The 23,123-nt window shown below is 60.6% G+C and carries 17 protein-coding genes; 5 read left to right on the top strand and 12 right to left on the bottom strand.

What is annotated here, in order from left to right; translation table 11 throughout:
• Positions 1 to 97: 97 nt before the first annotated feature.
• On the bottom strand, positions 98 to 1,783 hold the full coding sequence (locus GSQ93_RS36640; protein WP_254074248.1) for an MFS transporter: 1,686 nt from the start codon (positions 1,781 to 1,783) through the stop codon (positions 98 to 100).
• A gap of 68 nt (positions 1,784 to 1,851) precedes the next feature.
• On the opposite strand from GSQ93_RS36640, the gene GSQ93_RS36635 reads away from it, so the two are divergent.
• The gene (locus tag GSQ93_RS36635; RefSeq protein ID WP_158941107.1) at positions 1,852 to 2,724 is read left to right on the top strand and encodes a LysR family transcriptional regulator; all 873 of its coding nucleotides are present in this window, start codon (positions 1,852 to 1,854) and stop codon (positions 2,722 to 2,724) included.
• A gap of 45 nt (positions 2,725 to 2,769) precedes the next feature.
• On the opposite strand, the gene GSQ93_RS36630 is transcribed toward GSQ93_RS36635, so the two are convergent.
• The 10 genes from GSQ93_RS36630 to GSQ93_RS36585 form a co-directional block, all read right to left on the bottom strand.
• Positions 2,770 to 3,714 carry an ABC transporter permease gene (locus GSQ93_RS36630; protein WP_158941106.1) on the bottom strand — a complete coding sequence of 315 codons (945 nt, stop codon included), beginning with the start codon at positions 3,712 to 3,714 and terminating at the stop codon, positions 2,770 to 2,772.
• Positions 3,714 to 4,604 (bottom strand): ABC transporter permease, encoded by an 891-nt coding sequence (locus GSQ93_RS36625; protein WP_158941105.1) that lies wholly within the window; start codon positions 4,602 to 4,604, stop codon positions 3,714 to 3,716. The genes GSQ93_RS36630 and GSQ93_RS36625 overlap by 1 nt, the downstream gene beginning before the upstream one ends.
• Positions 4,601 to 5,680: an ABC transporter ATP-binding protein gene (locus tag GSQ93_RS36620; RefSeq protein ID WP_158941104.1), complete on the bottom strand. Its 1,080-nt coding sequence runs from the start codon at positions 5,678 to 5,680 to the stop codon at positions 4,601 to 4,603. Before GSQ93_RS36620 ends, GSQ93_RS36625 begins: the two co-directional genes overlap by 4 nt.
• A 128-nt stretch (positions 5,681 to 5,808) precedes the next feature.
• Positions 5,809 to 6,969 carry an extracellular solute-binding protein gene (locus tag GSQ93_RS36615; protein WP_254074252.1) on the bottom strand — a complete coding sequence of 387 codons (1,161 nt, stop codon included), beginning with the start codon at positions 6,967 to 6,969 and terminating at the stop codon, positions 5,809 to 5,811.
• Positions 6,970 to 7,480: 511 nt separating this feature from the next.
• The gene (locus GSQ93_RS36610; protein ID WP_158941102.1) at positions 7,481 to 8,962 is read right to left on the bottom strand and encodes a heavy metal sensor histidine kinase; all 1,482 of its coding nucleotides are present in this window, start codon (positions 8,960 to 8,962) and stop codon (positions 7,481 to 7,483) included.
• Positions 8,959 to 9,645 carry a heavy metal response regulator transcription factor gene (locus tag GSQ93_RS36605; protein ID WP_047846805.1) on the bottom strand — a complete coding sequence of 229 codons (687 nt, stop codon included), beginning with the start codon at positions 9,643 to 9,645 and terminating at the stop codon, positions 8,959 to 8,961. Before GSQ93_RS36605 ends, GSQ93_RS36610 begins: the two co-directional genes overlap by 4 nt.
• Positions 9,646 to 9,735: 90 nt before the next feature.
• Entirely contained in the window at positions 9,736 to 11,190 is a 1,455-nt protein-coding gene (locus GSQ93_RS36600; RefSeq protein ID WP_158941116.1) for an efflux transporter outer membrane subunit, read from the bottom strand.
• A gap of 59 nt (positions 11,191 to 11,249) precedes the next feature.
• Positions 11,250 to 12,473 carry an efflux RND transporter periplasmic adaptor subunit gene (locus GSQ93_RS36595; RefSeq protein WP_158941101.1) on the bottom strand — a complete coding sequence of 408 codons (1,224 nt, stop codon included), beginning with the start codon at positions 12,471 to 12,473 and terminating at the stop codon, positions 11,250 to 11,252.
• A 15-nt stretch (positions 12,474 to 12,488) separates the two neighbouring features.
• Entirely contained in the window at positions 12,489 to 15,740 is a 3,252-nt protein-coding gene (locus GSQ93_RS36590) for an efflux RND transporter permease subunit (protein WP_158941100.1), read from the bottom strand.
• Positions 15,741 to 16,080: 340 nt separating this feature from the next.
• Positions 16,081 to 16,959 (bottom strand): LysR substrate-binding domain-containing protein, encoded by an 879-nt coding sequence (locus GSQ93_RS36585; protein ID WP_158941099.1) that lies wholly within the window; start codon positions 16,957 to 16,959, stop codon positions 16,081 to 16,083.
• Between the two features lie 171 nt (positions 16,960 to 17,130).
• On the opposite strand from GSQ93_RS36585, the gene argH reads away from it, so the two are divergent.
• The 4 genes from argH to GSQ93_RS36565 all read left to right on the top strand — a co-directional run bounded on the left by argH (position 17,131) and on the right by GSQ93_RS36565 (position 21,143).
• Complete coding sequence (gene argH, locus GSQ93_RS36580) at positions 17,131 to 18,564, top strand: argininosuccinate lyase (RefSeq protein ID WP_158941098.1); 1,434 nt, start codon at positions 17,131 to 17,133, stop codon at positions 18,562 to 18,564.
• Positions 18,558 to 19,442, top strand: a complete 885-nt coding sequence (locus GSQ93_RS36575; RefSeq protein WP_158941097.1) for an amino acid ABC transporter permease — start codon at positions 18,558 to 18,560, stop codon at positions 19,440 to 19,442. The genes argH and GSQ93_RS36575 overlap by 7 nt, the downstream gene beginning before the upstream one ends.
• Before the next feature lie 28 nt (positions 19,443 to 19,470).
• Entirely contained in the window at positions 19,471 to 20,235 is a 765-nt protein-coding gene (locus tag GSQ93_RS36570; protein ID WP_158941096.1) for an amino acid ABC transporter ATP-binding protein, read from the top strand.
• 71 nt (positions 20,236 to 20,306) lie between these two features.
• On the top strand, positions 20,307 to 21,143 hold the full coding sequence (locus tag GSQ93_RS36565) for an ABC transporter substrate-binding protein (RefSeq protein ID WP_158941095.1): 837 nt from the start codon (positions 20,307 to 20,309) through the stop codon (positions 21,141 to 21,143).
• A gap of 104 nt (positions 21,144 to 21,247) precedes the next feature.
• Here the strand turns inward: GSQ93_RS36565 and GSQ93_RS36560 are convergent, their stop codons facing one another.
• Positions 21,248 to 22,300 carry an ABC transporter substrate-binding protein gene (locus tag GSQ93_RS36560; protein ID WP_158941094.1) on the bottom strand — a complete coding sequence of 351 codons (1,053 nt, stop codon included), beginning with the start codon at positions 22,298 to 22,300 and terminating at the stop codon, positions 21,248 to 21,250.
• Positions 22,301 to 23,123: the final 823 nt, after the last annotated feature.

Genomic DNA, 23,123 nt, shown 5'->3' with positions numbered 1-23,123 from the left:
AAGCACAAACGGCTAAGCCGGGAGTTTGCCCGATCTTAAGGATTTTCGCCCGGACGCTAAGTAAGCCTCAGGGCGGCCAAGCATGAGAGACCCATCCTCATCCCTGTCTGAGCGGTTGCGTCGCAGGACGCATACGTCGCCCCGCCAAACCCCATACGATCGCAGCAATAACGAGGGCGAGCACGCCCGCCACGCACAGCGCCGACGCAAAACCATTTGCGAAACTTGCCGGGGCCGCGGTTGCCAGGAACGCTTTAGCGGCTGGCGTCAAACGCTCAGTCGCGTGAACCGCATCGCCGGCTAGCAGTCTGGACATGAAGTCGGTATCAAGCGAATTCCTTACGGCGGGAGCATTGACCAAGGCTAAGTCGAGCGCTGTTTGAGTCCGCGATGCAAGCACGGCGCCAAGCACCCCAACTGACGTGACGATCGCGGTGAACCGTGTGGTCGTGCTGATGCCTGAAGCCATGCCAGTTCGATTGGGCGGAACGCACGCCATGATCGCCTTCTGCGTATCCCCGTTCAGGATGCCGGCACCCAAACCGGTGACGATCATGCCGAGTGCGACCAGCCAGTACCTTTGGTCCATTGATACTGACGCAGTCAATAAATTCCCCGCGCCGATCAAGCCAAGCCCGACTATCAGCAGCGTAACGCTGGAAAGCCGTCCCGCAAGCCACGCCCCTATATAAGGACCCGCGATCATGGCCGTGGCAAACGGCAGCATACCGACGCCCGCGCTGACCGCCGGCCATCCGAACGCATTCTGCAAGTACAGCGGCAGGAACGTCATCATGACTTGAGCACACGCTGCGTAGCCGAACATGCTAAGCACAGCCGCAACAAAACGCGGCTGCCGAAACAGCGACAAGTCGATCATCGCATGCGCGCGGTGCTTTTCCAGCTTCAGAAACGCGATAAGTAATCCTGCACATCCCGAGAACCTGGCTATTGTAGGCAGACTTTGCCAGCCGTTTGTTTGCGTTCCGATCAGCGCCCAGATGCCAAGCGCCAAGGAGGCGCCGAACAACAGGCTCCCCATGACATCGATTGGGCCAGCGTTTTGGTTACGTGACTCGCGAATAGCGTGGCGCACGCACCAGGCGAGTACAGCACACACTGGAAGGTTCAGGAGGAAGATCCACCGCCACCCGAGCCATTGCGTAATCACGCCGCCGACTAACGGCGCGACCGTAGTCGCCAGCCCCATGCACATGCCCCATACAGCCCAGGCTCGCGCTCGCGCAGGTCCCTCCTGGAAGGTGTTGGCTATCACGGCGAGCGCGGCGGTCAGCAACATCGACGCGCCCACTCCTTTTACCGCGCGAGCGAGATTCAGGAACAGCGCGGTGGGCGCAAGGCCGCATCCGAGCGATGCCAGACAGAAGACACCCAGGCCGATCATCATCAGTTTTTTTCGACCGAAGCGATCGGCTATGCCGCCAGCGGCCAGCAAGCACGATGCAAAGGCAACCATGTAGGCGCTTACGACCCATTCGACGTCAGCAAAACCCACGTGGAACGATCGCGCGATCGAGGGCAGGGAAACGGCGACCACGTTGGTATCGAGAACGATCAGCGCGCAGGTGGCCGAGGCGGTGCCCAACACGAATCGGGCTGCGCGCCGGGTCAACGCCGGGTTTGAATCCGTGTCCGGCGAAGGCTCGTTGTCCGCAGGATGGGGCGATTGCTCATGGTTTTGCTCAACGCTTGCCTCATGACTTGCACGCGGACTTCTTTGCAACATGGACGCCACCATCGAGATGAAATTGATGGTGGTCATGCTATCTGTAACGGTATTAGCCGTCACTAACGTAAGATCACAGAATTATTCACGAAAACGTTAATACAGTGAAACTCGAACTTCGCCATATCCGATGCTTCGTTTGCGTTGCCAGGCACCTCCACTTTTCCCGCGCGGCGGAAGAGCTGGACATTGCACCGCCCTCGCTCACCAAGCAGATTCAGGAAACCGAGCGGCTGTTGAATGTGCGTCTGTTTCATCGGACCAAACGCAGCGTTGCATTGACGGCGGCGGGAGAAGCTTATTTGCCTGAAGCGCTGGCCGCCCTCGCCCACTTGTCTCGCGGGCAGGAACTTGCTGCGCTCGCTGAGCGTGGAGAACTGGGCAGGATCGAAGTGGGATACATTGCGTCGGCGGCATTTGCGGGAGTGCTTCAAAGCACCGTCCGGGGATTTCGCCGCGACAATCCCCGCATCGAGATCGTCCTTAGCGAACTGCTGATGGACCGCGTGCCGGCAATGCTTGCTGAAGGCCTAATCGACGTCGCGTATGTCAGGCCGCCCATGCACTATCCAGAGGGAATCCAGGCAATCACGCTGTATCGCGATCATTTCATTCTGGCCATTCCTGAAGACTCGCCGCTGGCGGAATCGGCAAGTGTTTCTCCCGCTCAATTGCGTGACTGCGTGTTCGCGTTGCCTGAGCAGGACTTTGGGACGTTTGAAGTGGGGCGCAGGGGGCGTTTTCAACCCCAGTTGGGCCCAAGGCCTGGACCGTTGGCCGCGGTACTGGCTTGTGTTTCGCTAGGAGGAAATGTTGCGGTCGTACCGCGCACGCTCAGCGACTGTGTTGCATTTCCAGGCGTGGTCTATAAGACGATTGCTGGAAAACCGATCGTATCGGAAGTCGCTCTGGCATTTCGCCGGCACGAACGTGCGCCGGCTGTTCGCGCTTTTATCAGTTATACGAAACAGTTGTAGTTTGACGACCGACGATCGATAGCTGACGGTCGGCGGCCATCATCACTACCGCTGTTCCTTGACGCGTGAAACGAGTTGCGTCGGGCTCACGAACTGCAGCGCGATCAGTACCCATACCAGCGTGATCGCCATGTAGATCATCGCCATGGCATCAATGGATTGAGGCGCGCGCACACCCGTCGAAAACACCGCGTAATACAGCGCGACCACCAGCGTCTGCGTGGTCGGCCCGGCGGTGAAGAACGTCAGTTCGAACATGCCGATAGTGCGAACGAGCACCAGCAAGCCCGCAGCCAACATGCCCGGCATCAGCAGCGGCAGCAGCACATAGCGGAAATACTTCGCCGTGTTCGCACCAAAAATACGCGCGGCTGCTTCAAGATTCGGATCGATCTGTTCAATGAACGGCGTCATCACGAGAATGACGAACGGCAGCGCCGGCACCAGGTTCGCCAGGATCACGCCGCTCAAGGTTCCCGCAAGACCGACCTTGTACATGACGGTTGCCATCGGGATACCGTAGGTGACGGGCGGGACCATCAGCGGCAACAGAAACACAAGCATGGCGAAACGCTTGCCGCGAAATTGCACACGGGCAAGCGCATACGCGGCCGGCACGCCGAGCGCGATTGACAGGATCACCACCGCGCCGACCACTTCCATGGTCACCCACAACACGCTCGCAAGCTGGAAGTCGCTCCATGCCTGCGCGTACCAGTGCAGCGTGAACCCCGGCGGCAGCAACGTACCGAACCAGCGCGTTGCGACGGAATTGACGGCAACGGTTGCAATCAGCAACAAGACGTTGAACAGGAAAAACGCCATTGCACCCCAGACAAACATCTTCCAGAGGCGGTCCCCCAGGCTGACGCGGGGTTTCATCGGCTTGGCCGGTTGCGCGCCGTCGTTGCGGCTGTCGCGAGGAGCCGAGACTTGAGGGGAAGCGGGAGTCGAAGCCGTCCAGGCAGGTACATGATTATCGGTCGCCATCAGCCTTTACCTCCGGTCACCGGACCTGTGTAGAAGAAACGGCGCGTGCTCAGCATGGCCGCCACCACCAGCAACTGTACGAAGCCCATCACCATCGCGATCGCGGAGGCGAGGGAATAATCATAGCTTTCGAATGCGGCTTCGGCCGCGGCTATCGAGATCACCCGTGTTGGTCCGGCCGGCGCGCCGAGCAGCACTGCCGACGGGAACACCGAGAACGCTTGCACGAACGACAAACACGCGGCCATGGTCAGCCCGGGCATCAGCAGCGGCAGGTAGATCTGTCGAAACTGCTCCCAGGGACTGGCCCCCAAGGTTGCAGCAGCGCGCGCAAGTGTCGGGTCAATGCCCGTCACATACGAGAGCGTCAGCAGAAAAGCAAACGGAAATCCTGACACAACCAGCGATATCAACACGCCCCAATAGTTATGCGTGAGCCGCACTTCATCGCCATACAAATGCAGACCGTGCACCGCCTGCGAGAACCAGCCGTTCGGACCGAAATAGGTCAGCATGCCATCGGCGATCAGCACCGTGCCCAAGGTCACCGGGATTACCAGCAACGTGGTCACGAACTTCTGATACGGCGAGTTACGGCGCAACGCGAATGCAACGGGAACCGAGAGACCCACGTTGATGATCGTCGCTGGCACCGCCAGCTTCAAGGTCACGATGATGGTGGGCCACATCGCGGTATCGGTGAAAAAGGCGATGTAGTTGGCAAACGCGGAGCCACCGTTCATCGGTTGGAATGACAGCACGAGGCCGTACACGAACGGATAAACAAACAGCGCGAGGATGAAGATCAGCGCGGGGGAAACCAGCCACGCTTTGGCGTCGCGCGGGACGGCGGAAGGAAGGGGGCCGTTTGGCAAGGTCGGCGAACTCATGACGTTTCCCCGTCGTACACCAGCGTGCGTGATGGCGGGACGCGCAGGCAAATGGGTTCACCTACCGCCACGTCACCCGTCACGCGCGCCCACAGATTACCGAACGCGGCCTTCACGCGGATCAGCGAATCGTGGCCGCCGTATTCCACGGTCAGAACCTCGGCATCGAACGCATTTTCTGAACCAGGCGCAGCGCGTTCCAGGTCTTCGGGACGCATGGCGACACTCACGCGCTTGCTGTCGAAGCCGGCCATTGGCATGCCGATCAGCCGCACGCCGTCCGAGCTCACGGCCACGCCTTCGCCCTGCATGCCTTCGAGCGTAAACTGTGCCACGTTCCGATACCCCAAAAAGCGCGCGACATGCAGGTTGCCGGGCCGTTCATAGATTTCCTTGGGCGACGCGACCTGCTGCACGCTGCCTTCCCGCATCACGACAATGCGGTCGGCCATGGAGAGCGCTTCGTCCTGGTCGTGCGTCACGTAGATCGTCGCGCGTCCGAGCTGGCTGTGAATACGCCGGATCTCGGCACGCATTTCAATGCGCAGCTTAGTATCGAGATTCGACAGCGGTTCGTCCATCAGCACGAGCGACGGTTCAATCACGATCGCGCGGGCGATAGCAACACGCTGTTGCTGTCCGCCGGACAATTGCCCCGGCAGCTTCTTTTCCTGACCAATGAGCTGCACCATCTGCAACGCTTCATACGCGCGACGGGCGGCTTCGCTCTTCGCGACGCCGCGCATCTTGAGACCGAACCCGACGTTGTCGAGTACGGACATATGCGGGAACAGCGCGTAGTTCTGGAACACCATGCCGAAGCCGCGTTTTTCCGGCGGCAGGACGTCAATGCGCTGGTCGTCGAGCCAGATCTGTCCGCCGGTCAGCGGTTGCAATCCGGCGATGCAGTTAAGCGCGGTCGACTTGCCGCATCCGGACGGCCCGAGCAACGCGATGAATTCGCCGCGCTGGATGTTCAAGGCAAGACCACGGAGCGCCGCGACCGCCTGACCTTCGGCGTTCATGAAACTGCGGCTGACCGAATCAAGACGCAACTCATCAAACTGATGCTTCATGGCAGGTTCCTGAGACTAAGAACGATACCGCGCGACAAACTTGAATAGATCGCTTAGAGCAATTATCAAGCACTCATCAAGCCGCCGCACGGCCGTAAAAGTTACTTCGATATCCGAAACGTCTAAAACTATTTCGACTTCTGCGACCCGATCTCGCGGTCCCACTTCTGGAACGCGGCGACCATCGCGGTGGCGCTCAGCGGCACCACGTGCGGACGGTCGGCCAGCAGCTGCGCGTATTCGGGCCGGCCGTACTTCTTGATGACTTCCTGGCTCTTTGCCGGCGCCGAATCAATGGTCACGCCCTTCACTGCCGGACCCGGATAGAAATAACCGTCGTCGAAGGTCATTGCCTGCTGGGCGGGCTCAAGCATGAAGTTCATCATCTTGTAGAGCACGTCGAGCTTTTCCTTCGGCACGCCGTTCGGGATCACCATGTAATGGGCGTCGTTGACCCACGTCATGTTGTCGAAGGCCTGGACCTTGTATTCGGCCGGAACCAGACCGAGCGCGCGTGGGTTGATGTCCCATCCGGTCACGGTCACCGTCATGTCGCGCGAGCCTTCGCCCAACTCCTTCATCACCGCCGACGTACCGCCTGGGTAGTAAGGAATGCAATCGTTCAGTTGCTTGAGGAACGCCCAGGTCTTGTCCCAGCCGTTGATCGGATCTTGCGGATTTTTATCGCCGAGCACATACGGCAAGCCCATCAGGAAAGTGCGGCCAGGACCGGAATTGGCCGGGCGTGCATAGATCAGCTTGTCCGGATGCGCCTTGCACCACGCGAGCAGTTGCTCCGGCGTTTTCGGCGGATCGGTCACCTTGGCCGGGTTGTATTCAATCAACGGCCCGGCAGGCATGTACGTCACTTCAATGCCGTAGCCTTGCGCCAGGTCCTGCATCTTGCGCGGACCGGGTGCGTATTTATCGAGTACACCCGGGAATGCCGCAGCTTGTTCCGGCAGCAATTTCATCCAGAGCTTTTGTTCGATACCCGCGGCAAGCGCGTCCGTGCCGGTCAGCACGAGGTCGATATCCGAGCGGCCGGCAGCCTGCATCGCCTTGATCTTGCCGGGCAATTGCGGCGCGGGCGCGTTCGTGAATGTAATGCTGGAGACGAGTTGCGGATACTTCGCCTTGAAGGCCTCGAACGCCTTCTGCGTCAGTTGCAGGTTCCCCGCGACGTCCACAATGTTGATCGCCACCGGGTCCGCCGCATACGCGGCAGGCGCAGCGACCATAGACACCACGGCAACCGCGCTACCCGCCGCCACGGCGCCCAACGCCATGCGCAGCACCCCCAGCTTCGCCGACAAACGGCCGGACAGAATCATTTCGTCTCCTCGCTCTTTGTATGGATTTTATTGCGGATCGATTAAGTCCGATGCCGCCACGCGACACAAATGGACCGCAGCCAAGGTCAGCTTTACGGCGCATTTATCGATGTATGTTGTCGTATGAGAACATAACCGCCGCAAGACGCGTTTTCTATCACCGTAAACCCTTAACCGTGATACATCCAACCTCCCGGAAAGGTCGGACATATATCGCCTAATCCCTTATGCATGGTCGTTCCCACGATTTGAGTCAACGTGAGACTTAATCGGTCCGAGACGTACATGACATGAGATAGAGGTACGTATGTCATCAGATACGTTGTACGACAACCTATCTTTTGAGCGTGCGAAGGAAAACGCGCTCAGTAGCACGGAAAGACGACGATTGAAGGGGATGGTTACCCGAGAGGGCCGCTCCCCGGCGCGCGGAGCGCCGGGCAAGCCTTGATGCCAGCGTTAAATCTCAGTGACTAACCGAGGCCGGCTGCATCGGGACATCCGACGACACGGCGGACGACGCACCGGCCGGCGCACCGGTCGGCGCATTGGCGGCCGGCATTCCGGACACACTCTCCTGCTCACCACGCGACGCGGCGACCCAGAATGCAAATGTGTTGATGCCCCCGGCGCTGGTGGCAGACACCTTGCCGCCATGCATTTCCGCGGTCGCCTTGACGATCGCCAGGCCCAGTCCGTGGTTCTCGCGGCTGTTGGTCCGCGAGACCTCGGCGCGATAAAACCGGTCGAACAGATGATCGAGCACGGCGGGCTCAATAGGCTCCCCCGGATTGGAGACGGCCACGCGCACCAGGTTGCCTTCACGCGCAATCGACACCTTGATGGTCGATCCCGGCGCGCAATGCTGGATCGCGTTCATCAGGAGGTTGATGCACGCGCGGCCGAACAGCGACTTGTTCACCCGCACCAGCGCGTCGCCGGTATAAGCTGCGCGCACGTGGGCTTCCTCCAGCGGAATCTCCAGGAATTCCAGCGTATGGGCAACTTCCGCGGCAAGGGATGTATCGACAAGCCCCGACGCGCGTTCGCCCTGATCGGCGCGGGCGAGGAACAGCATGTCGTTGATGATCGCCCGCATGCGTTCGAACTCTTCCAGGTTCGACTGCAGCGTGTGACGCAGGTCGTCGACGGAGCGGTTGCGGGTCAGCGCCACCTCGGTCTGCCCGATCAGGATGGTGACCGGTGTGCGCAACTCGTGCGCGACATCGGCATTGAACGATTCAAGCCGCCCGTAAGCGCCGTCAAGACGTTCGAGCGCCCCGTTGAATGAGTTGGCAAGATCGTTGAGTTCCAGCGGCAGCGAGCGCGTATTTAGCCGCTGCGAGCGATTGTTCGGGCTCACCGCCGACGCATCCCGGGTCAGCCGCGTAAGCGGCGCAAGCCCGATGCGCGTGACCGAATAACTCAGCAGCAGCACCCCGAGGCTGCCCAGCGCCGATAAAGCAGCTAGCGCCAATCCAAAAGCGCGCATGGTCCGCGCGTTCGCCGAATAACCCGCGGCCACCTGAAGCTGCACGGCAGGCCGTTGCATATACGCGGGAATCGTGACCGTGTTGGTCAGCATGTCGCTCTCGCTGCTGCCGGTGCGCACCCGCGCATACCCGCCAGACCAGCGGTTTACGATCTGTCCGGTCACCGGACTGCCGAAGTGAAACGAGGAATCCGGACTCGATACCGAATACAGCGTCGCGCCATCGTGGGGCGTCATGTCGGTCAGTTTTTCACGCGCCATTTTCCATTTTTCTGGCGTACCGGCGTGATAGACGATGATCCGCGCGATCTGCGTGCGGTCGTCGAGGGAATCGCGTAAATGCTGCTCGAGTTGCGTGCGCAACACCAGGAAAAGCCCGGTTCCGACCAGCGTAAAGACAAACAGCGCGACGGCCGCGAACATGAAAGCCAGACGCCGGGCGATTGATCGATTCATGATGTTCCCGCTTCTTCGCGGACCTCCAGAACGTAGCCCATGCCGCGCACCGTGTGCAGCAGCTTGGTCGGGAATGGGCCGTCCAGCTTGGCCCGCAGGCGCTTGATCGCGGTTTCCACCACGTTGGTATGGCTGTCGAAGTTGACGTCCCAGACCAGCTCGGTGATTGCCGTTTTCGACAGGATATCCCCCTGGCGGCGTGCCAGCACGCTCAGCAACTGGAATTCCTTGGCCGTCAGGTCCAGCCGCACGCCGTCACGCGTGGCGCGCCGGCCGATCAAATCAACGTACAAGTCGCCCAGCGAGATCAGCGTCGACTCCTGCACGCGGGTACGCCGCGCCAGCGCATGCAGCCTCTCGACCAGCTCCAGGAAGGAGAACGGCTTGGTCAGGTAGTCATCGGCGCCTTCGCGCAAGCCCCGCACCCGGTCGTTGATCTGGTCGCGCGCGGTCAGCATGATGACGGGCGTCGCCTTATGCGCGCGCAGCGCCTTCAGCACGCTGAAGCCGTCGCGTTTGGGCAGCATCACGTCGAGCACGATCACGTCGTAGTCGAATTCGATCGCGAGATGCGTGCCTTCCTCGCCATCCAGGGCCACGTCGACTATCCACCCCTGCTCCGTCAAGCCGGAGCGCAGATAGTCAACCACCTTGTGTTCGTCTTCCACGATGAGCAATTTCATGCGCGCCTTCTTGTGTACGTCTTCCCATTATAGAAAAACGTTTTCTCTCTTCCTTCGGCGAGTGGCGAAGCCCGGGCTTCGCGTGTCAAATCACTTTGGCGGGTTGATTGCCGCCGTCTTCTCCGGTGCTGCCGCGTTGACGTCCCAGCCGCCCCCCAGCGCCTTGACCAGCGACACCGACATCGTCCATTGCTGGCCATGAATCTGCACGTCCTGACGCTCGCTCGTGAGCAGCGACTGCTGGGCGGTGATCACATCGAGGAAGGCAACCAGGCCGCCCGAATAACGATCGTTGGCAAGCGAGAGCAAACGCCGCGCGTCCGTGACGGCCTCTTGCGACTCCTTCGACGCTGCATCGAGCACCGACAACCCGGTCACGCCGTCCTGCACTTGCTGGAATGCATTGAGCACCGTCTGGCGATAGTTTGCCTCGGCCGCCTGATACCCCGCGCTCGCAAAGTCGACATTAGCGGCACGCCGGCCGCCGTCGAAGACGACCTGCCCGAGCGTGGCGCCCAGCGTCCACATCAATGTTGGCGCGGTCAGCAGGCTGGCGAACTGCGTGCTTTCCCAGCCGATGCCCGGCATCAGCGAAAGGCTCGGGAAAAACGCGGCTTTCGCCACGCCGATCTGTGCATTCGCCGCAGCCATCGCGCGCTCGGCCGACGCAATGTCGGGACGCCGCTGCAGCAAATCACTTGGCAGTCCGAGCGGTATCGCGGGGACAGACGTCTCGATCACTTTCGGCGCAATCGCGAATTGCGGTGCCGGCACGCCGATCAGCGCGGCGATCGCATGTTCGAACTGGGCGCGCTGGTTGAGCAGCAGGCGAGCCTGGACCCGCGTGGTATCGAGTTCGGATTTTTGCTGCAGCACGTCGAGTCCGGATACCGAACCCAGGTCGTGCTCCGTGGTCACGTAATCCAGCGCCTTCTGCTGCAGGACGACCGACCGGTTCAACACGTCGATCTCGGCATCGAGTTCGCGCATCGAAAAGTAGTCGCTGGCCAAGTCCGTGGTCAGCACGAGCCGCGCGTTGGCGAGATCGTCGCCTGACTGTTCGGCGGACGCTGTCGCGCCCTCGACTTCACGGCGAATCCGGCCAAACAGGTCGGTGTCATAGTTGATGGTCGGACCGACCTGGATGTTGTTCTGCACCGTCGACTGGGTCGGCGTGGCGTAGTTGGTCAGCGGCCGGTCCTTCGATATCCGGAAACGCGACCCGCTGGCGCCGAGATCGACCTCGGGCACCTGCTGCGCCTTGTTGTTCGCCAACGTCGCACGCGACTGCGCGTAATGCGCGCTGGCGGCGGCGAGCGTCTGGTTCTGCGCGAGCGCTTGCTGTTCGAAGCCGTTCAACGATTCATCGCCGAAACTGGCCCACCATTCCGGGGCCAGCGGCGCGTGCGACGGCTCGGCGAGACGCCAGTACGAGTCGGTGTGCCACGCGGGCGGTGCATCGGCGTGAGGCTGCTTGTAGTCTGGCCCAACCGTGCACGCGGACAGCAGAACCGCTCCGGATGCGATCACGGCCGTGCTGGTCATCAGGGTCTTGAGCCGTGCCGGCTGAACCGGCCACTGAACCGGCCACGGGCGCGCGCGCTTCACGATGTCCCCTTCTTGGCAGGCTGCTGCGGCGCGATCAGGACATGGTCACCGTCTGCAATGGAATCGCTCGGGTTGATGATGATCTTGTCGCTTGCTTCAATGCCGCTTTCAATTTCCAGCGACTGCCCCAGGTCCTGCGCAATCACGATCTTGCGCAGATTGACCTTGCCATCCTGGTCGACGACCGCAACCCGCGGCCCTTCGGAGCGGAACAACAGCGCGTTGCCCGGCACCAGCAAGGGCGCCCGCACGGTCGCCGGCAGCGACACCTGGACGTAGGCGCCCGGCCGCAGCTTGCTATCGGGATTAGGCAAGCGTACTTCGATCTGCAGCGACCGGGTCGGGACGTCGATCGCGCCGGAGATATGAGCGATCGAACCGTGGAACTGCTGGCCCGGCAACTCCGCCTGCGTAACGATGACATCCTGCCCCTGCGCCACGTTCTGCGCATAAGCCTGCGGAAGCTGCACGTAAACTCTCAGCGGGTCCGACTGCGCCAGCGCGAAGAGCGCACGGCTCGCGCCACTGCCGGCATCGATCAAGTCGCCCACATCCACGTTGCGCTGCGTCACCACACCCGCGAACGGAGCGACGATCCGCTTGAACGATTCAAGCTGCTTCAGCCGCTGCACATTGGCGTTCGCTGCCGCAAGATTCGCGACATCCTGGCTATAGGTGCTCTGGCGTTCATCCAGTTCCTGTTGAGAAACCGCATCGCGTTGACGCAGTTGCTGCCAGCGCTCGAACGAGCTTTTCGCGAGCACGAGGCTGGACGACGTCTGGTCACGTTGAGCCACCGCTTGCGCGAGTTCCTGATCGATCTCAGGCGTATCGAGATCCGCAAGCAACTGGCCTTGCTTCACCCGCGTGCCGATATCCGCGTACCAGTGCAGCAGATAACCCGTGGCGCGTGCATAGATGGGCGACTCCACGTAACCGCGCAACGTGCCCGGCAGCAGGGTGTCACCGCCCCCCGCCGCTTGCTTGGGCGAGATGACATTCACGTACACCTTCGCGTTTTGCTGCGAGGTTGCCGCCACCGAGTGGCTTTGCATCACGTCGGACACCACCGTGCGTCCGGCGCCCAGCACCAGCAGGACCAGCACCACGATAACGGCGATCTTCGCGCGTTTCCATTCACGGCCACGAGGCGGCAAAGCGTGCCCGTCCTCGGTATCCCTTGCGGGAATCGCCAGCGAAGCATGAGATTTTTCAGTCATATCAGTCAGCCATATTTAACTTGGAGCATGCTCGCCGGCGCCATGGCCCGGGCCATCGTGACCTGGATGGCCTGGATGGCCGCCTGAACCGCCGCCGCCATGATCGTCACGGTCACCTGCCGAACGATCACGCCGCCGGGCCAGCCGGCTGTGAATACCCGCAAACACGAGCGGCACGAAAAAGAGCGTGGAAACCGTAGCGAACAGCAATCCGCCGATCACCGCGCGCCCGAGCGGTGCGTTTTGTTCAGAGCCTTCGCCCAAACCAAGCGCCATCGGAATCATGCCGATGATCATGGCGAACGCCGTCATCAGCACCGGACGAATACGGCTCGCGCCGGCTTCGAGTGCCGCGGTCAGCGGAGGTGCGCCGGCTTGCAGCCGCTGGCGCGCAAAGGACACCATCAGGATACTGTTGGCGGTCGCGACACCCATCGTCATGATGGCGCCGGTGAGCGCCGGAACGCTCAGGTGCGTGCCGGTGAGGAACAGCATCCAGACGATACCGGCAAGCGCCGCCGGCAGCGCACTGACGATGATCAGCGGATCAACCCACGACTGGAAGTTCACCACGATCAGCAGATACACCAGCACGATCGCCATTGCCACACCGACACCCAGGCCGAAGAACGACGAACGCATGGTCGCGACCTGGCCGCGCACGATGATCTGGCTGCCGCGCGGCAAGGTTGCGCGGGCCTGGTTCACGAGCTTGTCGACCTCTGTCGCAATGCTGCCGAGGTCGCGCCCTTCCACGCTCACGAACACATCGATGACCGGGCGGATGTTGTAGTGCGTCACGACTGCGAACTGGTTTTGCGGCGTGACCCGCACGAGGTTGCCAAGCAACTGCGTGGGCCCGGTCGCGCTGGCGGAAACCGGCGTGCGCAGCAGTTCGTCAATTGATGAAATCTGGTACTGCGGTGTCTGCACCGCGACCGAATACTCAACGCCGTTCTTGTTGTTGAACCAGAAACCCGGCGATGTCTGCGAGCTGCCCGACAATGAAATCAGCACGTTCTGCGCGACGTTGTTCGCCGTCAGGTTGAGCTGCTGGAGCCGGGTGCGATCCATCTGCAGGTTGAGCGCGGGTTCGTCGAGCTTCTGCTGGATGTGCGTGTCCACCGTGCCGGGAATCTGGCGGATCGACTTCATCAGCTTCGCCGCGACTGCGAAATTGCCCTGCTGGTCGGCCCCGGAAATCTGCACGTCCATGGCGGCCGGCAAACCGAAGTTCAGGATCTGCGTCACGATGTCCGCAGGCTGGAAGAAAAATTCGACGCCCGGAAAACGCTGCGGCAGCACGGCGCGCAACTTGTCCACGAAGTTCTGCGTGGGATCGTGGTCCGGCTTCAGCGCTACCTGGATCTCCCCGTCGAGCGTACCGATCGTGCCCGCGTTACTGTAAGACAAGTTGATGCCGCTATACGGCAAGCCGAGGTTGTCGAGGATCGTGTTGAGCTGAGCCGCCGGCACCACCTGCCGCACGACTTCTTCGACCTGGTCAGCCAGCCGTGCCGTTTCCTCGATGCGCGTGCCGGTCGGCGCGCGCATATGCAGGCGGATGTCGCCGGCATCGACCGTCGGGAAGAAGTCTTCGCCGAGCGCGAACACCAGTCCCACCGACAGCACGCAAAAGCCAAGAAATAGCGAGGCAAACATGCGGCGCCGCACGAGCAACGTGCTCAGGATTACGATGTAAGTGGCGCGCATGCGCTCGAAGCCTGCATCGAAACGGCGATACAAACGCATGAACAGATTCGGCTTCGAACCGTTCTTCGGCTTGTGCGCGTGGCCCATCAGCAACATGGCGAGCGTTGGCACCAGCGTCCGCGACAGAATGTACGACGCGAGCATCGCGAACACCACGGCTTCAGCAAGCGGCACGAACAGGAATTTCGCCACGCCGGTGAGGAAGAACATCGGCACGAACACAATACAAATACACAGCGTGGACACGAGCGCGGGCACCGCGATTTCGCCGGCCCCTTCAAGAATGGCCTCGTGCAGGTCCGTGCCCATGTGCAGGTGCCGCTCGATGTTCTCGATGGTCACCGTTGCATCGTCCACCAGAATACCCACCGCCAGCGCGAGCCCCCCCAGCGTCATGATGTTGATGGTCTGCCCGAGCGCATGCAGCGCAAGCAATGACGAGAGGATCGACAGCGGAATGGAGACCGCAATGATGCAGGTGCTGCGCCAGTTGCCGAGGAACAGCAGGATCATCGCGGCCGTCAAGGCGGCGGCAATCAGCGCTTCACGGATCACGCCCTGCACCGCTGCCTTGACGAACACCGACTGATCGAAAAGCGGGGTGATGGTGAGGTCCGGCGGCAACGAAGCCCGGGCATTCGGCAACAGCGCGTAGAGAGAATCGACGATGGACAGCGTCGACGCGCTGCCGTTCTTCATCACCGACATCAGCACGCCGCGATGCCCATTTTGACGCACGATATTCGTCTGCGGAGAGAAGCCGTCGCGTACATGCGCGACTTCTCTCAGGTAGGTAGTTGCTCCATTAAGCGTGCGTACCGGAATGTCGTTCAGCGCTTCGATGGTCGCCGGCGAACCATTCATGTTGATCGTGTATTCCTTCATGCCGATCTTGGCCGTGCCGGTGGGCAGGATCAAGTTCTGCGCGTTGAAGGCGCTCACCACGTCCGACGGCGTCAGGCCTTTTGCCAGCAGCGCGCGGGTATCCAGGTCGACCGAAATCAGCCGGCTTTTACCGCCATACGGATACGGCACGGCCGCGCCGGGAATGGTCACCAGCTGCGGGCGCAAGAAGTTCAGGGCGGTGTCGTTCAGGTCCTTTTCAGAGAGCGTCGGGCTGGACAAGCCCAGCTGCACCACCGGGATACTGGACGCCGAATAACTGATCACGAGCGGCGGTGTGGCCCCTGGCGGCATCTGCTTCAACTGCGCCTGCTCAACGGCCACCGTCTGGGCAATAGCCGTCTGAATGTTCGCGGTCGGTTGCAAGAACACCTTCAGGATGGCAATGCCGGGCAGTGACTGCGACTCGATATGTTCGATGTCGTTGACGGTCGTGGTCAGGCTGCGTTCATTGACCTGCGTGATGCGGTTGGCCATGTCCTCGGCTGACAGGCCCGTGTAAGTCCAGATGATGCTGACGACGGGGATGTTGATGTCCGGCAGGACGTCGACCGGCGTTGTCAGGAGCGCAAACGGCGTTGCCAACAGGATCAGGATGGCCATCACGATAAACGTGTAGGGCCGCTTTAGCGCAACGTTGACAATCCACATTGAGACGCGCTCGAAAAAAGCAGGAAAGAAGAATGAACCGCTGGAATGCAGCCACGATAACGTTCAGGCAAAGCCATTCAGGCGATGTCTTGCACACGGCGGGCCGGATCGAGTGCGGCTGGGCGCCGTGCGGCCTTTCATGCAGCCAACAGACCACGAATAGGCAACTCACGTCCCGATCTTAACGGGCAGGTGCCAACGCCTAGATGGCGCCAAAATGGCAGAAATGTCAGGAAGCGAATCTTTCCCCTGATTTTTCAGTGGCAAACGTTTTCGCGCAATCGGGCTGCTTTTCATACCCGATAAAAATAGAAGGCTTCACGCTGACTTTACGCAGATTTCACGCGAGTTTCGAGTCCACCCACGACATAAATGCGGCCACTAGCGGTGCCTCGGTCATCTCATGCCGGCGCACCCAGTAGTACGCGTGCTTGGCCGGCACGGTGATACGAAATGGACGGACGAGCGTGCCATCGGCGAGATCGTCGCGGACGGAAAAGCTATCGCCCAATGCTACGCCTTGTCCCCGCACTGCGGCCTCGATTCCTACATGCGCAATGCCGATTTCCAGAATGCGTAAACCCTCAAGCTTGTCAGCCGACGCCTCCGCCAACCATCGCATCCATGACCCGGCGTGCTCGCAGAACAAGGTCCGGTTAGCCAGGTCCTGCACCGTGCGAAGCGCGCGCGGCCCGTTCATCAACGCCGGACTCACGACAGGGAACAGGACCGGATGCATGATGAGCTTGACGTCACGGTCCCGCCAGCGGCCCTCGCCGTATCGGACGCAGAGGTCGACATTGGATGAATAGATTTCCTTGTCGTCGTTGGACGGGATCAGTTTTAAGTTGACTGCGGGGAATTGATCAAGGAAATCACCTATATGCCGCGCGAGCCAACGCGAGGTGAACAGCATTGGGGCTGACACCACCAAGTCCCCCGCAATGACGGGCGACTCCAGCCTGACCACTGCGGTCGCGATCATGTCGAACGCGTTCTTGACCGGCTGCAGCAGCGCTTCGCCGGCGGGCGTCAGTTTCACCCGCGCCTTCGAGCGAATGAACAACGCCACGCCCAGGGTGCTCTCCAGCACGCGCACCTGATGGCTGACGGCGCTGGCCGTGACGTTGAGTTCTTCGGCCGCGCTGGCAACCGTGCCATGGCGCGCCGTCGCTTCGAACGCACGCAGGGGATTGAGTGGGGGCAGCCGATGGCGCATAGGCAGGTTTGGAGAGCGTGAAGAAACGAAAGATACTGAGAAAAATTTGATTTAAGGCGAATTTAATTCTCTCTACAAGCAAAAAATTTGATTGCGTAAGCTAAGGGACATTCTGAAGCGCTCTCGGGCGACCTTTTCAGGCAACCCTCTTTAGCAACGCTAGGCAAACGCATGAACACTACTGATGCAACCGAACGCCTCTGGGGCGGCCGCTTCAAATCAGGACCCTCGCTGGCGCTGGAAAACCTGTCCCGTTCGGACCCAAGCTTCTTCCGTCTTGCGCCTTACGATCTCGCCGGTTCGCGTGCCCATGCAAACGAACTGAGGCGAGCCGGAATCCTGAGCGCCGACGAGCTTCAGCAACTGCTCGACGCGATGCAGCAAATAGAGTCCGAGTTCGTCGCGGGCGACCTCGCCCCTATCCTTGCCGACGAAGATGTCCATACCTTCCTCGAGCGCGAACTGACGCAGCGGCTCATGGCGATCGGCGGGAAGTTGCGCGCGGGCCGTTCACGCAACGATCAAGCGGCGAACGACTTGCGTTTGTATCTGCGCGATAAGGCTCGCAAGCTGGCGTTGGCGATCATCGAACTGCAGAACGCGCTGGTTGAACAAGCCGAGGCGCATGTGCAAACCATCACCGCCGGCTTCACGCATTTGCAACCGGCACAGCCGATCGTGTTCGCGCATCAGTTGCTTGCGCACGCGCAGTCGATTTATCGCGATGTCGACCGGCTGGTGGATTGGGACCGGCGCAGCGCGCGTTCGCCACTGGGCGCGGCGGCGCTGGCGGGGTCCGCGATCTGCTTGCGTGCCGACCTGTCCGCGCAAGAACTCGGCTACGACGGCCCGTGCGAGAACTCCATCGACGCTGTCGCTTCGCGCGACCACGTTGCCGAGTTCACGTTCATTACCAGCATGCTGGCCGTCAACCTGTCGCGCCTCTCGGAAGAAGTGATCCTGTGGACCTCGCGGCAGTTCCGCTGGGTCGAACTCGACGATGCCTATGCAACCGGCAGCTCGATCATGCCGCAGAAGAAAAACTCGGATATCGCCGAGCTGACACGCGGCAAGGCGGGTCGATTGATCGGCAACCTGAGCGGGTTGCTAGCCACGCTCAAGTCGCTGCCGCTTGCCTATAACCGCGACCTCGCGGAAGACAAGATTGCCGCGTTCGACAGTATCGATACACTCGAACTTGTGCTGCCTGCCATGGCCGGTATGATCCGCACCATGCACGTGAACGTGGATGAAATGCGGCGCCAGGCACCGCTCGGGTTTACGCTCGCCACCGAAGTTGCAGACTGGCTCGCGCTGCGCGGCGTGCCGTTCAGCGAAGCGCACGAAATCACCGGCGCGCTGGTGAAGGTTTGCGAACAACAAGGCATTGAACTGGGCGAGGTGTCGGTGGCAACCCTCGCAGCGGTGGATGCGAGACTTGAACCCGGCGTCCTCGATCACGTCACGCTGGACGCCGCCGTCGCGGCGCGCCGGGGTTACGGCGGCACAGCGCCGGCACGCGTGGCGGAACAGATCGCGCGCCTGCGCAGCGCTATTGAAGAACAAGTTGCTTGGGCGGCTTACTACAAGGGACCTTCATGCTGAGCGCATCGAACGAGCGGACATCGGCGTCCGGCAACGCCGACGGCTTCACCGATATCTCGCACTTCGAACACGTGCCGCGGCGCTACTACGGGCGTTATTTTGCATCGGCAGTGATCCTGGCGATCATTGCGTATGTGGTCGTGGCGTTTGCGCGCGGGCAGATCGACTGGGCCGTTGTCGGACGCTTCCTGACGGCCAAGTCAATCCTCAAAGGCCTCGGCAATACCATCGTCATGACGATCCTCGCGATGGCGCTGGGCATCGTGCTTGGGGTGATCATCGCGATCATGCGGCTCTCGACCAACCCGGTCATGCAAGCAGTCGCGCATGGCTACGTGTGGCTGTTTCGCGGCACGCCCGTGATCCTGCAATTGTTGCTGTGGTTCAACCTCGCGCTGGTGTTCCCGGTCATGGGAATTCCCGGCCTGTTTGAATTTCGTACCGTCGATATCATGACGCCGTTCCTGGCCGCCCTGCTCGGACTCGGAATTAATCAGGGTGCCTATACATCGGAAGTCGTGCGCGCGGGGTTGCTCTCGGTGGACACCGGCCAGTACGAAGCGGCGAAGTCGATCGGCATGCCAAAGCTCCAGGCGCTGCGCCGCGTGATCTTGCCGCAAGCCATGCGCGTGATCGTGCCGCCGATTGGCAACGAACTGATCGGCATGGTGAAGCTGACCTCACTCGCCAGTGTGATCCAGTATGCGGAAATGCTGCACAGCGCCGAGAACATCTATTATGCGAACGCTCGCGTGATCGAATTGCTGATGGTCGCGGGCGTCTGGTATCTGGTCATTGTCACGGTTCTTTCCTTGCTGCAGTCGCGGGTCGAACTGCGCTTTGCGCGTGGGGCGGGCCGCCCATCCGCGAAACGGTAACTCCACTCATACGCGAACCCAGGCAAGCATGAACCCACTAGTCAAAGCGGTCGACCTGCGCAAGTCCTATGGCGAGTTCCAGGCGCTGCACGGCATCAACCTCGACGTCGCGAAAGGCGAAGTGCTCTGCATCATCGGGCCGTCCGGCTCGGGCAAAAGCACCTTCCTGCGCTGTATCAACCAACTCGAAACCATTACCGGCGGCGCGCTGTGGGTGAACGACGAACTGGTCGGATACCGGCGCGTAGAAAACAAGCTTTATCCGCTGTCTGAAAAGCAGATGGCGCGGCAACGTCTTGCGACCGGCATGGTGTTCCAGCGCTTCAATCTTTTTCCGCACATGACGGCGCTGGAAAATGTGATCGAAGGGCCGGTCCAGGTGCTGAAGAAGAAAAAGTCCGAGGCAATTGAAGAAGCGCGCGCGTTGTTGACGCGGGTCGGGCTTGGCCACAAGTGTGACGCGTTTCCGGTCGAGTTGTCCGGTGGCCAGCAGCAACGTGTCGCCATTGCACGGGCGCTGGCCATGCATCCCCAACTCATGCTCTTCGACGAACCCACCTCCGCCCTCGACCCCGAGCTGGTAGGTGAAGTACTGAGCGTGATGCGCGACCTGGCCAAGAGCGGCATGACGATGATCGTCGTCACGCACGAACTCGGCTTCGCGCGCGAAGTCGCGAACCGCGTGGTCTTCATGGACCAGGGCAAGGTGGTCGAAGTTGGCACGCCTGAACAGGTGCTGTCGCGACCGCAACAACCGCGTACTCAAGAATTCATTTCGGCCGTGCTTTCCTAGCGTCACGGCACGTGGCAACGGTTTTCAAACCCGCTTTATACCTCCGTCAACTCACGTTCAGGCGACTTTTTATGATCGATTCCTTGTTCCGGCGAACCCTTGTCAGCCTGGCTTTTGGCGCAATGTCGCTTGCCGCATCGTTGGCTCACGCCCAGACGCCCGTGGCGGGCAACGGCACGCTCACGGCCGCTATCGTGCCGAACTATCCGCCGTTCGAATACAAGGACCCGGCAACCGATGAACTGACCGGCTTCGACGTCGATCTCGGCGCCGCACTGGCCGCAAAGATGGGCGTGAAACTGAAGTGGGAAGAGACCAACTTCGACCAGATGATGAGCGCGCTGACCACGCATCGCGTGGATGTGATCCTGTCGGGCATGACGGACTTGCCGACGCGCCGCGAGGCAATTAACTTTCTTGACTACATCAAGTCAGGGCCACAGTTTTACACGCTGAAGGCGCACGCCGGCGACTTCCCATCCATCGAAACAGTGTGCGGCAAGCACGTGGGTGCGAGCCGCCGCACGTCGTGGCCCGACGACATCAAGACATGGAGCGACGAACACTGCGTCAAGGCGGGGAAACCAGCGGTGCAAGTGGTGGGCACTGATGGTTCAGCCGACGCTCGCCTGCAGTTGCGTCAGGGACGCATCGACGCCGCCGTGCAAGGCGGTGAAACGCTGCCATATCAGAACACTCTGGAGAAAGATGCGTACGCACCTATCGGCCAGCCGTTCCTGTCGCAATACTCGGCGATTGGCATGGCGAAGAACAGCCCTGCTTTAAACGATGCGCTGAGCCAGGCATTCGGCAAGCTGATCGCCGATGGCACCTACACAAAGATCCTGAAGAAATGGGGCTTGCAGGAGCATGCCGTGTCGAAAGTCATCATCAACTCGCAAGAGTAAGAGTAAGTAGAGGCGACCGTCATACGCTCGATCGACGCGTAAACGGAAACGGGCGATGTCAGGGGAAACCCCTCGACAACGCCCGTTTTACTTAAAGCTTCAGATTACCGTTCGACCTGACGATTCCAGCGCGCGTCCCATTGCGGACGATTTGCGTTGATCACGTCCCAGTCCACCACGTTCACCTTCTTCACGAGGTCGTCGAGGTTACCGAGTTGCTTCTGCATCGAGTCGGGCATTGTCGCCTGGCGGTTCGTCGGAATCTGACGACCGGCAGTGGCTGCCTTGCTTTGTGCCGATGCCGAGATCATGAACGCTGCGAGCTTTTGCGCGAGGACCGGATCGGGATTGTTCGCCACCACGCATTCATCGACGAGCAACAGCACCGGCCCTTCCTTCGGATTCACGTAAGCCACGGGAATGCCCTTCGCCTGCAGGTCACCCACAGCGGTCGGCGTGAGCGGGAACAGGCCGGCTTGACCGGTCTGGACCATCTCGGAGATCTTTGCCGAGTTCGGGATGTACTCGATCACGTTGCGGCCCACGGTGCTTTGCCATTTCGTAAAGCCCGGTTCGACATTCTTCTCCGAACCGCCTTCGAGCCGGTTGATCATCAGGAAGCCGTGCAGGCCGAACGTGCTGCTCGATGCCGACTGGAACACCACTTTGTCCTTGTATTTCGGATCGGCGAAATCGAGCCACGATGTTGGCGGTGCCCAGCCGTTTGCCGTGAAAAGTTTCGTGTTGTACGCGATGCCGGTCATGCCGAGTTGAACGCCCGCGCCGATGTCGTCCTTCATGCGAGCAAACGGATAGAGCTGCTTGAGTTCGGGAGTGTCATTGAGTTTTTGGCAGACGCCCATGCTGACTGCGCGCGCCATCACGCCATCGTCGAGGAACACTACGTGGATTTGTGGCTTGGCTTTGTTCGCGAGCAGCTTGGCGAGAATGTCGGAGGACGTGCCGGGGACCACTACCACTTTTACGTTGTTGGCCTTTTCGAATTCGGGCAGGACCTCGCTCGTGTAGGCTTTTTCCATCGCCCCGCCGTTCATGCCGATGTAGATGGTCTTGTCGTCGGCTTGCGCTGGTGTGGAGAGGGCTGCTGCGCACAAGGCGGCAATGCTTGCGCTGGCGACTGTATGAAACACTTTCATTTACTGTTCTCCTTCAGACTAGGTAGTTTCGTTCGCACTTTTTGAAAATATTTTGTTCGTGGGGGGAGGGGTTGTTGTTGTCACGTTCTAAGGTTAGCGGTCGGGGTTGGTGCCGGGGTGCTAGGTTCTGGGGATAGCGGTCGGGGTCAATGCCGGGTTGCTGCTTTCAGCGTTAGCGGTCTGCATGTGTCGGATTTTCTCTCTATCACTGTTAGCCACTGTGCGTGGCGGCACGTCACTTCTTTGTCCAAAGCGACAAAGAAACGAAGCAAAGAAAACGCTTTAACCGCACTACCCTAAGTGTCCACAGCGTGCAGTTTCTATTCATGGGTGCCCCAAAAGCACGGTGCTCGCCAGAGCCACCGATGTTTGAACCCCCCCTTCTCCGAACTCAGGTTCTGACACGCTTCGCCACCAGTGATTGAACCTGCCCAAGGTTCACCCCGCGCTATCCGCGGACACCCTTCCACCGCATTTGTACGCATGACGAACCACGTCGCCAAACCAGCTCGAAACGAAGCCGCAGGATGCGCGAGGCCATACTCACGAAAATAGCCGTGCAGGCAGAGCATCCAACTTACCAAAAACTGAGACGGTAGTACGCGTAAAGTTACTACTTATCAAGCTGTGGTCCACGAATACGGCAGCGCAGGCCGGGCAGCTAACCTACCAAAAAGCCACCGCAGTAAAGACGCGTGGGGCCGCGCCGGTTCCTTGGCAAGGGTGTTTGCCCGAGAGCACGGGTGGCGAAGCGTGTCTATGTCAGGATTCGCGAGAAGGAGGGGTTCAAACATCCTGCGTTCTGGCGAGCACCGTGCTTTTC

Source organism: Burkholderia sp. S171, assembly GCF_009766085.1.
GTDB lineage: Bacteria > Pseudomonadota > Gammaproteobacteria > Burkholderiales > Burkholderiaceae > Caballeronia.
Note: the sequence above shows the minus strand (reverse complement) of the source record. Positions and strands in the feature narration are given on the sequence as shown.

Excerpts from the sequence above, each read along its gene's own strand:
- GSQ93_RS36640 (WP_254074248.1), bottom strand. The coding sequence starts at position 1,783 with ATGACCACCATCAATTTCATCTCGATGGTGGCGTCCATGTTGCAAAGA.
- GSQ93_RS36630 (WP_158941106.1), bottom strand. The coding sequence starts at position 3,714 with ATGGCGACCGATAATCATGTACCTGCCTGGACGGCTTCGACTCCCGCT.
- GSQ93_RS36625 (WP_158941105.1), bottom strand. The coding sequence starts at position 4,604 with ATGAGTTCGCCGACCTTGCCAAACGGCCCCCTTCCTTCCGCCGTCCCG.
- GSQ93_RS36620 (WP_158941104.1), bottom strand. The coding sequence starts at position 5,680 with ATGAAGCATCAGTTTGATGAGTTGCGTCTTGATTCGGTCAGCCGCAGT.
- GSQ93_RS36615 (WP_254074252.1), bottom strand. The coding sequence starts at position 6,969 with ATGGCGTTGGGCGCCGTGGCGGCGGGTAGCGCGGTTGCCGTGGTGTCT.
- GSQ93_RS36610 (WP_158941102.1), bottom strand. The coding sequence starts at position 8,962 with ATGAATCGATCAATCGCCCGGCGTCTGGCTTTCATGTTCGCGGCCGTC.
- GSQ93_RS36605 (WP_047846805.1), bottom strand. The coding sequence starts at position 9,645 with ATGAAATTGCTCATCGTGGAAGACGAACACAAGGTGGTTGACTATCTG.
- GSQ93_RS36600 (WP_158941116.1), bottom strand. The coding sequence starts at position 11,190 with ATGACCAGCACGGCCGTGATCGCATCCGGAGCGGTTCTGCTGTCCGCG.
- GSQ93_RS36595 (WP_158941101.1), bottom strand. The coding sequence starts at position 12,473 with ATGACTGAAAAATCTCATGCTTCGCTGGCGATTCCCGCAAGGGATACC.
- GSQ93_RS36590 (WP_158941100.1), bottom strand. The coding sequence starts at position 15,740 with ATGTGGATTGTCAACGTTGCGCTAAAGCGGCCCTACACGTTTATCGTG.
- GSQ93_RS36585 (WP_158941099.1), bottom strand. The coding sequence starts at position 16,959 with ATGCGCCATCGGCTGCCCCCACTCAATCCCCTGCGTGCGTTCGAAGCG.
- argH (WP_158941098.1), top strand. The coding sequence starts at position 17,131 with ATGAACACTACTGATGCAACCGAACGCCTCTGGGGCGGCCGCTTCAAA.
- GSQ93_RS36575 (WP_158941097.1), top strand. The coding sequence starts at position 18,558 with ATGCTGAGCGCATCGAACGAGCGGACATCGGCGTCCGGCAACGCCGAC.
- GSQ93_RS36570 (WP_158941096.1), top strand. The coding sequence starts at position 19,471 with ATGAACCCACTAGTCAAAGCGGTCGACCTGCGCAAGTCCTATGGCGAG.
- GSQ93_RS36565 (WP_158941095.1), top strand. The coding sequence starts at position 20,307 with ATGATCGATTCCTTGTTCCGGCGAACCCTTGTCAGCCTGGCTTTTGGC.
- GSQ93_RS36560 (WP_158941094.1), bottom strand. The coding sequence starts at position 22,300 with ATGAAAGTGTTTCATACAGTCGCCAGCGCAAGCATTGCCGCCTTGTGC.